Source organism: Streptomyces sp. NPDC051987 (assembly GCF_040680735.1).
Lineage (GTDB): Bacteria > Actinomycetota > Actinomycetes > Streptomycetales > Streptomycetaceae > Streptomyces.
In genome coordinates, this window is record NZ_JBFAXI010000161.1 from 1 (window position 1) to 10,232 (window position 10,232).

The window sequence follows — 10,232 nt, forward strand, 5'->3', positions numbered from 1 at the left end:
TGACGGAGGGTCCGGGCTCCCGGTGCGCTCGGCGCGTGCCTACTGGGTGCGGTTCTCACCGTGGTAGTACTCGAACACCCAGCCGAAGAGACCGATCAGGATGATGGGCGCCGCGAAGTACAGCAGCCACCAGCCGACGGCGACACCGAGGAAGGCCAGCGCGCCGCCGACGCCGAGGGCGAGCGGCTGCCAGCTGTGCGGGCTGAAGAAGCCGATCTCGCCGGCGTCGTCCGCGACGTCGGCCTCCTTGTTGTCCTGGGCACCGGCGTCCACCCGCGAGGCCGTGAAGCCCAGGTAGAAGCCGATCATGATGCACAGGCCGAAGGCCATGAAGAGCGCCGTGGTGCCGGCCGCCTCCTTCGACCACACGCCATAGACGATCGCCATGGCGAGGACGAAGACGCTCAGCCACACGAACAAGCGGCCCTGGATCTTCACTTGCCGGCCTCCTTGCTGCCCGCGACAGCGGCGGCGGCGTGGCCGTGCTCCAGCTGCTCCAGGGCGGCGATCTCAGGGTGGTGCAGGTCGAACGCCGGGGATTCGCTGCGGATCCGCGGCAGGGTGACGAAGTTGTGCCGCGGCGGCGGGCAGGAGGTCGCCCACTCCAGGGAGCGCCCGTAGCCCCACGGGTCGTCGACCTCGACCTTCTTGCCGTACTTCGCCGTCTTCCACACGTTGTAGAGGAACGGCAGGATCGACAGGCCGAGCAGGAAGGAGCTGATCGACGAGATCGTGTTCAGCGTGGTGAAGCCGTCGGCCGCCAGGTAGTCGGCGTACCGGCGCGGCATGCCCTCGGCGCCCAGCCAGTGCTGGACCAGGAACGTGCCGTGGAAGCCGATGAACAGCGTCCAGAAGGTGATCTTGCCGAGCCGCTCGTCGAGCATCTTGCCCGTCATCTTCGGCCACCAGAAGTGGAAGCCGGAGAACATCGCGAAGACGACCGTGCCGAAGACCACGTAGTGGAAGTGGGCGACGACGAAGTACGAGTCGGAGACGTGGAAGTCCATCGGCGGCGAGGCCAGGATGACACCGGTCAGACCACCGAAGGTGAAGGTGATCAGGAAGCCGGCGGCCCAGAGCATCGGTGTCTCGAAGGACAGCGATCCCTTCCACATGGTGCCGATCCAGTTGAAGAACTTCACACCGGTCGGGACCGCGATCAGGAAGGTCATGAAGGAGAAGAACGGCAGCAGGACGCCACCGGTGACGTACATGTGGTGCGCCCACACCGTCACGGACAGGCCGGCGATCGCGATGGTGGCCGCGATCAGACCCATGTAGCCGAACATCGGCTTGCGGGAGAAGACCGGGATGACCTCGGAGATGATGCCGAAGAACGGCAGCGCGATGATGTACACCTCGGGATGGCCGAAGAACCAGAAGAGGTGTTGCCAGAGCAGCGCTCCGCCGTTGGCCGCGTCGAAGACATGTGCCCCGAACTTCCGATCCGCCTCCAGCGCGAACAGCGCGGCGGCGAGGACGGGGAAGGCGAGCAGGACCAGGACGGCGGTCAGCAGCACGTTCCACACGAAGATCGGCATGCGGAACATGGTCATGCCCGGCGCGCGCATGCAGATGATGGTGGTGATGAAGTTGACCGCGCCGAGGATGGTGCCGAAGCCGGAGAAGGCCAGACCCATGATCCACATGTCGGCGCCGATGCCCGGCGAGCGGACGGCGTCGGACAGCGGCGAGTAGGCGAACCAGCCGAAGTCGGCCGCGCCCTGCGGGGTGAGGAAGCCGCCGACCGCGATCGTCGAGCCGAACAGGTAGAGCCAGTAGGCGAACATGTTCAGCCGCGGGAAGGCGACGTCCGGCGCGCCGATCTGGAGCGGCATGATCCAGTTCGTGAAGCCGGCGAACAGCGGCGTCGCGAACATCAGCAGCATGATCGTGCCGTGCATCGTGAACGCCTGGTTGAACTGTTCGTTCGACATGATCTGCAGACCGGGGCGAGCGAGCTCGGCGCGCATCAGCAGCGCCATCACACCGCCGATCAGGAAGAACGCGAACGACGTGACCAGATACAGCGTTCCGATGGTCTTGTGGTCGGTGGTGGTGAGCCACTTGACGACCACGTTTCCGGGCTGCTTGCGCCTGACCGGCAGCTCATCTGCGTAAGAGCCTTCAGCTGCCGCGGCACCCTGGGGTTCGTTGAGGATGCTCACAGGTTGTTCGTCTCCCGGTTCTTCTCGTGGCTCGTCTGCGCGATGCCGGCGGGAATGTAACCGGTCTGCCCCTTCTTGGCGAGGTCCTTGAGGTGCTGCTGGTAACGCTCGGGCGAGACGACCTTCACGTTGAACAGCATCCGGGAGTGGTCGACGCCGCAGAGCTCGGCGCACTTGCCGAGGAAGGTGCCCTCCTGGTTCGGAGTCACCTGGAACGCGTTGGTGTGGCCCGGGATGACGTCCATCTTCATCAGGAACGGCACCACCCAGAAGGAGTGGATGACGTCACGCGAGGTGAGGACGAAGCGGACGGTCTCGCCCTTGGGCAGCCACAGCGTCGGACCGGGGTTGCCGGTCTGCGGGTTCCTCGTGCCCGGCGTGCCGACGTCGTAGACCCCGCCGGCGTTGGCCGGGAACTCGTTCTTGAACCGGTCCGGAATGGCGTCCAGGTTCTTGTCGGTCTTCGCGTCGCCGGTGACACCGTCGACGGGCGTGATGTAGTTGAAGCCCCAGCTCCACTGGAAGCCGACCACGTTGACCGTGACGTCGGGCTTCTTGTCGGTGAGGCTGAGCAGCTTCGTCTCGTCGCGGGCCGTGAAGTAGAACAGCACCGAGACGATGATGAGCGGCACCACCGTGTACAGGGCCTCGATCGGCATGTTGTACCGGGTCTGCGCCGGGACCTCGATCTTGGTGCGGCTGCGCCGGTGGAAGATGGCGCTCCAGATGATCAGACCCCACACCAGCACGCCGACGGCGAGCGCGGCGGCCCAGGAACCCTGCCACAGGGAGAGGATCCGCGGAGCCTCTTCCGTGGTCGGGGTGGGCATACCAAGGCGGGGGAAGTCCTTGTATGTGCAACCGGTAGCGGTCGCCAGGACCAGGCCCGCGGTCATTGCCTGCAGCAGCTTCCGCCGCATCGGGCGCCGCGGCGAGCGGTCGGAGCCGTTGGGACTCACGTAGCGCCTTCCCGAGAGTCTCGCCCGCGCGGTCGGCTGCGGCCTTCTCGCTGGTCGGTCGCCGCCCTGCGTCGGGCAGGGGTTTGGATGTTTATGCGGACCAAACCCTAGCCGACGCCCTTCGGGGGGTCGCGGGGAGGGGGGCATACGCGTCGCCTGTCACTCGGTTGGGGTGGGAATGGGCGCCCAATAGCTCGGGTTGGTGCGGTTTCGTGCGCGGCTGCAGGTGCGTGGGGGCCTGTTCGCGCAGGTCCTCCCCCAGCCTTCGGCCGGGGGTGCCCCTAGCGCCCCTGGGTCGGCTGACCCCGAAGACGTTTTAACGTTGCCGTGTGTCCTACTTCGACGCTGCGTCCGCTGCCCCACTCCATCCCGTCGCTCGGCAGGCGCTGTTGGCCGCCATGGACGACGGGTGGGCCGACCCCTCTCGTCTCTACCGTGAGGGGCGGAAGGCGCGGATGCTGCTGGACGCCGCCCGGGAGGCGGCTGCCGAGGCCGTCGGGTGCCGACCGGACGAGCTGACCTTCACCCCCTCGGGCACCCGTGCCGTACACACGGGCGTCGCGGGCGCGTTGGCCGGGCGGCGCCGGACCGGACGTCACCTGATCGTGTCAGCCGTCGAGCACTCCTCGGTACTCCATTCGGCCGAGGTGTTCGAGGCGGAGGGCGGCCAGGTGAGCCAGGTGCCCGTGGCACGGACGGGAGCGGTGGACGTCGGCTCCTACGCCGCCGCGCTCCGCCCCGACACCGCACTCGCCTGCCTCCAGTCGGCCAACCACGAGGTGGGCACCGTGCAGCCGGTGGCGGAGGTGGCCGAGGTGTGCCGGGCGGCCGGGGTGCCGTTGCTGGTGGACGCGGCGCAGTCGCTGGGGTGGGGCCGGGTGCCGGGCGGCTGGTCGCTGCTGGCGGCGAGTGCGCACAAATGGGGTGGGCCGAGCGGGGTCGGGCTGCTGGTCGTCCGCAAAGGGGTGCGGTTCGCCGTCCAAGGGGCCGCGGACGAACGGGAGTCGGGACGGGCACCCGGTTTCGAGAACCTGCCGGCGATCGTCGCGGCGGCGGCCTCGCTGCGGGCCGTGCGGGCGGAGGCCGAGCAGGAGGCGGTACGGCTCCGGGAGCTGACGGCGCGGATCCGGGCGCGGGTGCCGGAGTCGGTTCCGGACGTGGAGGTGGTGGGGGACGCCGAGCGGCGGCTGCCAGGGATCGTCACCTTCTCCTGTCTCTATGTCGATGGAGAGACGCTGCTGCACGAACTGGACCGGGAGGGCTTCTCGGTGTCGTCCGGGTCGTCCTGCACGAGCAGCACGCTGACGCCGAGCCATGTGCTCAAGGCGATGGGGGTGCTGAGCGAGGGGAACGTGCGGGTGTCGCTGCCGGCGGGGGCGGCCGAGGAGGATGTGGAGCGGTTCCTGGAGGTGTTGCCGGGGGTGGTGGCGGGGGTGCGGGAGAAGCTGGGCGCGCCGGTGTCGACGGCGGCCGTGCCGCAGACCGAGGAGGTCCTGGTCGACTCCCTGGGCAAGCGGTGCCCGATCCCGGTCATCGAGCTCGCGAAGGTCATCGGCACCGTGCCGGTGGGCGGCAGGGTGCGGGTCCTGTCGGACGACGAGGCCGCACGACTCGACATCCCCGCATGGTGCGAGATGCGGGGCCAGGAGTACGTGGGTGAGGAGAAGGCGGAACGAGGGGCCGCTTTCGTCGTCCGGCGCGTGTCCTGACCTGAAGGGGCGCGGGGCTGTGCCCGTACGCGGCTCCGCCGCGGGGCGCGACCAGCCCCCACGCACCCGCACCCGCACCCGCACCCGGCGACGTCAGACCAGGTGCCCGCGAACCTCTTCCGCCGCCTCGTCCCCGTACGCCTTGGCGAACCGCTCCATGAAGTGCCCGCGCCGCAGCTGGTACTCCTGGGTGCCCACCGTCTCGATGACGAGAGTCGCCAGCATGCAGCCCACCTGGGCCGCCCGCTCCAGCGGGACCCCCCACGCGAGACCGGAGAGGAACCCGGCGCGGAACGCGTCGCCCACGCCCGTGGGGTCGGCCTTGCGCTCCTCGTCGGGGCAGCCGACCTCGACGGCCTCCTCGCCGGTCTTCTCGATCCTCACGCCCCGCGCGCCCAGCGTCGTGACCCGGTGGCCGACCTTCGCGAGGATCTCCTCGTCGCTCCAGCCGGTCTTCGTCTCGATGAGCCCCTTCTCGTACTCGTTGGAGAAGAGGTACGTCGCGCCCTCCAGCAGTGTCCGGATCTCGTCGCCGTTCATCCGGGCGATCTGCTGGGAGAAGTCGGCGGCGAAGGGGATGTTCCTCGCCCGGCACTCCTCCGTGTGGCGGAGCATGCCCTCCGGGTCGTCCGCGCCGATCAGGACCAGGTCGAGTCCGCCCACCCGGTCGGCCACCGTCTTGAGCTCGATCAGCCGGGCCTCGCTCATCGCGCCCGTGTAGAAGGAGCCGATCTGGTTGTGGTCGGCGTCGGTCGTGCACACGAAGCGCGCGGTGTGCAGGGTCTCGGAGATGCGGACGGACTCCGTGTCCACGCCGTTGCGGTCGAGCCACGCGCGGTACTCGTCGAAGTCGAAGCCCGCCGCGCCGACCAGGATCGGCCGGGTGCCGAGCTGTCCCATGCCGAACGCGATGTTCGCGCCGACGCCGCCCCGGCGTACGTCCAGGTTGTCGACCAGGAAGGAGAGCGAGACCGTGTGCAGCTGGTCCGCGACGAACTGGTCGGCGAACCGGCCGGGGAAGGTCATGAGGTGGTCGGTGGCGATGGAGCCGGTGACTGCGATGCGCACGGCTGGGACTCTCCTGAGGGGGAGGCGTTATTGACAGTTAACGCTACCGGGTCGTCGTGGGCCCGCTGAAGGTGCCAAAACTACCCGATAGTAGATCTTTCTTCGCGGCACCCGGCGTGCTTACGGTTCCGTCATGACGAACCTCAAGGTCCACGCCCCCGCTCCGGCCGACCTCGACGGCGATCTGGCCTCGCTGCGCGGGGACTGCGCCCGGATGGCCCGGCACTGGGCGGTTCCCGATCACAGCGATGCCCGTCCGGTGTCGCCGTCACTCATCCACGGGGTGACCGTGCCGAAGAAGTCCGCCAGGCTGCTGGACGCGATGTCCGACTACGGGGACTGAGTCTCCGCCCGGCGCGTTTTCCGGGAACCGCGCGCCCCGCTCCCGCGTCCCACCGCCGTCCCCTGTGAAGGGGAGGCGGGATACGACACGGCAAGGAGCGATGCGGTGAAGAGCGAGCGACCCGAGAACGACGACGACGCGGCCGCGGGCAGCACCGGGGAGCCCCCCGAGGACCAGCAGTCCACGGAGTCGCCGAAGGCCGACGCGACCGCCGAGGCCGAGACGACCACCGAGGCCGCCGAAGCCGACGCCCAGCCCCTCGCGGAGTCCGCCGCCGACGCCGTACCAGACGTCCCGGAACCGAAGGAGGCCACCGAGGCCGCCCCGGAGCCCGCGGAGTCCCCCACCGACCTGGAAGCGACCGGCCCGGCTCACGAACCGGCGCCCGGCCCCGCGCCCGCGGCCGACACCGAAGCCGGGGTGGACACCGAAGCAGCCGAAGCCGACGCCCAGCCCCTCGCCAAGTCCGGCGCGGACGCCGTGGCGGAAGTCCCGGAAACGGAGGAGGCGGCCGAGGCCGCCCCGCAGGCCTCGCAATCCCCCGCCGAGCCGGGAGTGCCTGCTCCGGGGCCCGGGGCGGACAGTGATGATCTCGGCGGCGCGCGGCGCCGCTCGCCCGTGCTTGTCGTCGTCTCCGTGGCCGCCGCCGTTCTTCTGGTCGGCGGAGGTGGCGCCTACCTCGCCGCGCACACCGGCTCGGGCTCCGGTGCCGGCGCCGGTTCCGGCGGTACGGCCGGCGGTGCCACTCCCCCGCCGCTCGCCCTCGACGGCTACTCCTCCGGCGGGAACCGCATAGCCCCGGGCGAGCCGAACCCCTACGGCGTGACCTACCGGGCGAGCGGGAGCCTTCCCGCCGGCCCCGGCTCGGCCGCCGTCTACCAGCCCTCGGGTGACGTCTCCAGGGACCGGGTCGCCGCGCTCGCGAAGGCGCTCGGTATCGAGGGGGCCCCGGTGGCCGAGGGCCAGCTCTGGAAGGTCGGCACCGACAACGACGGCTCGGGGGGAAGCCTCCAGGTGAACCGGACCGCCCCGGGCATCTGGACGTACAGCCGCTACGCGCCCGGCACCGACAACTGCAAGACCGGCGCGGTGTGCGCGCAGGACCCGGCGGCGCCGGCCGGGGACCCGGTGAGCGTCGCCGCCGCACAGAAGGCGGCGGCGCCGGTGCTGAAGGCGCTCGGGCAGGACGACGCGAAGCTCGACGCGAGCCAGGTGATGGGCACCCAGCGGGTGGTGAACGCCGAACCGGAGGTCGGCGGGCTGCCGACGTACGGCTGGTCGACCGGGCTGACCGTCAGCAGGCAGGGCGAGGTGGTCGGCGGCAACGGGCTGCTGGCGACGCCGGCGAAGGGCGCCACCTATCCGGTCCTGAGCGCCGCGAAGACGCTGGCCCTGCTGAACGCGGCGCCGGGCATCGGCCGCCGGATGGGCATCGGCGGCTGCACCAGTGCCGTACCGCTGAAGGACCGGCTGGAGCAGCCCTGCGCCGCGTCGTCGCCGTCCGCGTCCTCGGCCGTGATCGACAGGGCGGTGTTCGGGCTGGCGGCGCAGTCGGTCGGCGGCCGGCAGGCCCTGGTGCCGTCCTGGCTGTTCCAGGTGCGCGGCGCGGCGGCCTCGTACACCGTCAGCTATCCGGCCGTGGACCCGAAGTACCTGGCGTCGGCGTCGACCCCGTCGGCGAGCCCGAGCGCCGCGCCGAAGGACGTGAAGGTGGACGGTTACACGGCCGACGGCCGTGACCTCACCGTCGCGTTCACCGGCGGGGTGTGCGCCGACTACAAGGCGACGGCGGACGAGGGCGCGGGGCAGGTGGTGGTGAAGGTGACCGCGACGCCCTGGCCGGACAAGATCTGCGTGCTGATCGCCAAGCAGTACCACCAGACGGTCCGCCTGCACGCCCCCCTGGACGGCCGGAAGGTGGTCGGCACGGACGGCGGGGCCGTCCCGAAGGAGAAGGCGACGAGGCTCGACCCGCAGGTGGGCTGAGCACCCACGCGCACGAAGGCGGCGGCCCCTCACCAGGAGGAGCCGCCGCCTTCTTCGTGCCGTTCGGCCCTGGGCTCAGCTGAAGGAGTCGCCGCAGGCGCAGGAGCCGGTCGCGTTCGGGTTGTCGATCGTGAAGCCCTGCTTCTCGATGGTGTCGACGAAGTCGATCGACGCGCCGCCCAGGTACGGAGCGCTCATGCGGTCGGTGACGACCTTGACTCCGCCGAAGTCCTTGACGACGTCGCCGTCGAGGGAACGCTCGTCGAAGAAGAGCTGGTAGCGCAGGCCGGAGCAGCCACCGGGCTGGACGGCGACGCGCAGGGCGAGGTCGTCACGCCCTTCCTGGTCGAGCAGGGCCTTGACCTTGGCCGCGGCGGCGTCGCTCAGGATGATGCCGTCGGTGGCGGTGCTGGTCTCGTCCGATACGGACATCTACATCTCTCCCGGGTTGTACGGAGACTGCTTGCCGACGAGTGCAACCGGCGGGTCCGCTGATTCATTCCGGGCCGGCGTGCGCGTTCTCGCGTTTTCCTACCTCTTCATGCTCGCACATACCCGGCGCCGGGATTGATGTCACATCGACGCTATGGCCATCGTCAAAGTGACGTGAAGCGGTTATGATAGATAGCGTCAGAACGACGAAAAGTAGAAAGGGTGCGTGTCGTGACCACCGCCCAGACCACGGAACTCGACGTACAGCCGACTCCGCTCGCCCTGCTGCTGCTCGGCCGTGAGGCCGACCCGAAGAGCGAGCGGGGCGTCGAGTGTCCCGGCGACCTGCCCTCCCCGTCCGACCCGGACCTGGTGGCACGTGCCCGCGCGGCCAAGGAGAAGCTCGGCGACAAGGTCTTCGTGCTCGGCCACCACTACCAGCGCGACGAGGTCATCCAGTTCGCCGACGTCACGGGCGACTCCTTCAAGCTGGCCCGGGACGCGGCCGCCCGCCCGGAGGCCGAGTACATCGTGTTCTGCGGCGTGCACTTCATGGCGGAGTCGGCCGACATCCTGACCTCGGACGACCAGAAGGTGGTCCTGCCGGACCTGGCGGCGGGCTGCTCGATGGCGGACATGGCCACCGCCGAGCAGGTCGCCGAGTGCTGGGACGTGCTGACCGAGGCCGGGATCGCCGAGCAGGTGGTCCCCGTCTCGTACATGAACTCGTCCGCGGACATCAAGGCGTTCACGGGCAGGCACGGCGGCACCATCTGCACCTCGTCGAACGCCAAGCGCGCGCTCGAGTGGGCCTTCGAACAGGGCGAGAAGGTCCTGTTCCTGCCCGACCAGCACCTGGGCCGCAACACCGCCGTCCGGGACATGGGCATGTCCCTGGACGACTGCGTGGTCTACAACCCGCACAAGCCGAACGGCGGCCTCACCGCCGACCAGCTGCGCGACGCGAAGATGATCCTGTGGCGCGGCCACTGCTCGGTGCACGGCCGCTTCTCGCTGGACTCGGTCGACGACGTGCGCGCGCGCATCCCGGGCGTCAACGTCCTCGTCCACCCGGAGTGCCGGCACGAGGTCGTGGCGGCGGCGGACTACGTCGGCTCGACCGAGTACATCATCAAGGCCCTGGAGGCCGCGCCGGCCGGTTCCAAGTGGGCCATCGGCACGGAGCTGAACCTGGTCCGCCGCCTCGCGAATCGTTTCGCCCCCGAGGGCAAGGAGATCGTCTTCCTCGACAGGACGGTCTGCTTCTGCTCCACCATGAACCGCATCGACCTCCCCCACCTGGTGTGGACCCTGGAGTCGCTGGCCGAGGGCAACCTGGTCAACCGGATCGAGGTCGACCAGGAGACCGAGGCGTTCGCCAAGCTCGCCCTGGAGCGGATGCTGGCGCTGCCGTAGCCGTGCGGTCCGGCCGTCACCCCGAGCCGGACTCCCGCTCGGGGTGCGCCGGATCGAGACGGAACCGCGCAGTGCGGCGGCCGGGTACCGACGGGTTCGGTGTACGCGGCGTCGGCCGACGTGTCCAGGGGAGCGGGCGTCTCGCTGACGG

General features: G+C 69.9%; 9 protein-coding genes. 4 read left to right on the plus strand and 5 right to left on the minus strand.

From position 1 onward, the window contains the following. Positions 1–39 precede the first annotated feature (39 nt). From AB0M11_RS40210 to coxB, 3 genes are read right to left on the minus strand one after another with little or no spacing between them, the layout of a single operon-like run. The gene (locus tag AB0M11_RS40210; protein ID WP_365713724.1) at positions 40–438 is read right to left on the minus strand and encodes a cytochrome c oxidase subunit 4; all 399 of its coding nucleotides are present in this window, start codon (positions 436–438) and stop codon (positions 40–42) included. Beyond that, positions 435–2,168, minus strand: coding sequence for a cytochrome c oxidase subunit I (gene ctaD, locus AB0M11_RS40215; RefSeq protein ID WP_365713726.1), 1,734 nt, complete (start codon positions 2,166–2,168; stop codon positions 435–437). The genes AB0M11_RS40210 and ctaD overlap by 4 nt, the downstream gene beginning before the upstream one ends. Then, complete coding sequence (coxB, locus tag AB0M11_RS40220; RefSeq protein WP_365713728.1) at positions 2,165–3,127, minus strand: cytochrome c oxidase subunit II; 963 nt, start codon at positions 3,125–3,127, stop codon at positions 2,165–2,167. The genes ctaD and coxB overlap by 4 nt, the downstream gene beginning before the upstream one ends. Before the next feature lie 329 nt (positions 3,128–3,456). Here coxB and AB0M11_RS40225 point away from each other — a divergent pair, with 329 nt between their 5' ends. Then, the gene (locus AB0M11_RS40225; RefSeq protein WP_365713730.1) at positions 3,457–4,836 is read left to right on the plus strand and encodes an aminotransferase class V-fold PLP-dependent enzyme; all 1,380 of its coding nucleotides are present in this window, start codon (positions 3,457–3,459) and stop codon (positions 4,834–4,836) included. 93 nt (positions 4,837–4,929) lie between these two features. Here the strand turns inward: AB0M11_RS40225 and AB0M11_RS40230 are convergent, their stop codons facing one another. After that, positions 4,930–5,904, minus strand: coding sequence for a carbohydrate kinase family protein (locus AB0M11_RS40230; RefSeq protein WP_365713732.1), 975 nt, complete (start codon positions 5,902–5,904; stop codon positions 4,930–4,932). A gap of 133 nt (positions 5,905–6,037) precedes the next feature. Here AB0M11_RS40230 and AB0M11_RS40235 point away from each other — a divergent pair, with 133 nt between their 5' ends. Together AB0M11_RS40235 and AB0M11_RS40240 are read left to right on the plus strand one after the other, a co-directional pair. Continuing rightward, positions 6,038–6,247: a hypothetical protein gene (locus AB0M11_RS40235; RefSeq protein WP_365713734.1), complete on the plus strand. Its 210-nt coding sequence runs from the start codon at positions 6,038–6,040 to the stop codon at positions 6,245–6,247. 105 nt (positions 6,248–6,352) lie between these two features. Then, a complete protein-coding gene (locus AB0M11_RS40240) occupies positions 6,353–8,233 on the plus strand; it encodes a hypothetical protein (RefSeq protein WP_365713736.1) in 1,881 nt (626 codons plus the stop codon). A 75-nt stretch (positions 8,234–8,308) separates the two neighbouring features. On the opposite strand, the gene AB0M11_RS40245 is transcribed toward AB0M11_RS40240, so the two are convergent. Beyond that, positions 8,309–8,665 carry an iron-sulfur cluster assembly accessory protein gene (locus AB0M11_RS40245; RefSeq protein ID WP_030951236.1) on the minus strand — a complete coding sequence of 119 codons (357 nt, stop codon included), beginning with the start codon at positions 8,663–8,665 and terminating at the stop codon, positions 8,309–8,311. A gap of 231 nt (positions 8,666–8,896) precedes the next feature. Here AB0M11_RS40245 and nadA point away from each other — a divergent pair, with 231 nt between their 5' ends. Further along, positions 8,897–10,081, plus strand: a complete 1,185-nt coding sequence (gene nadA, locus AB0M11_RS40250; protein WP_365713738.1) for a quinolinate synthase NadA — start codon at positions 8,897–8,899, stop codon at positions 10,079–10,081. Positions 10,082–10,232: the final 151 nt, after the last annotated feature.

Excerpts from the sequence above, each read along its gene's own strand:
- AB0M11_RS40235 (WP_365713734.1), top strand. The coding sequence starts at position 6,038 with ATGACGAACCTCAAGGTCCACGCCCCCGCTCCGGCCGACCTCGACGGC.
- AB0M11_RS40245 (WP_030951236.1), bottom strand. The coding sequence starts at position 8,665 with ATGTCCGTATCGGACGAGACCAGCACCGCCACCGACGGCATCATCCTG.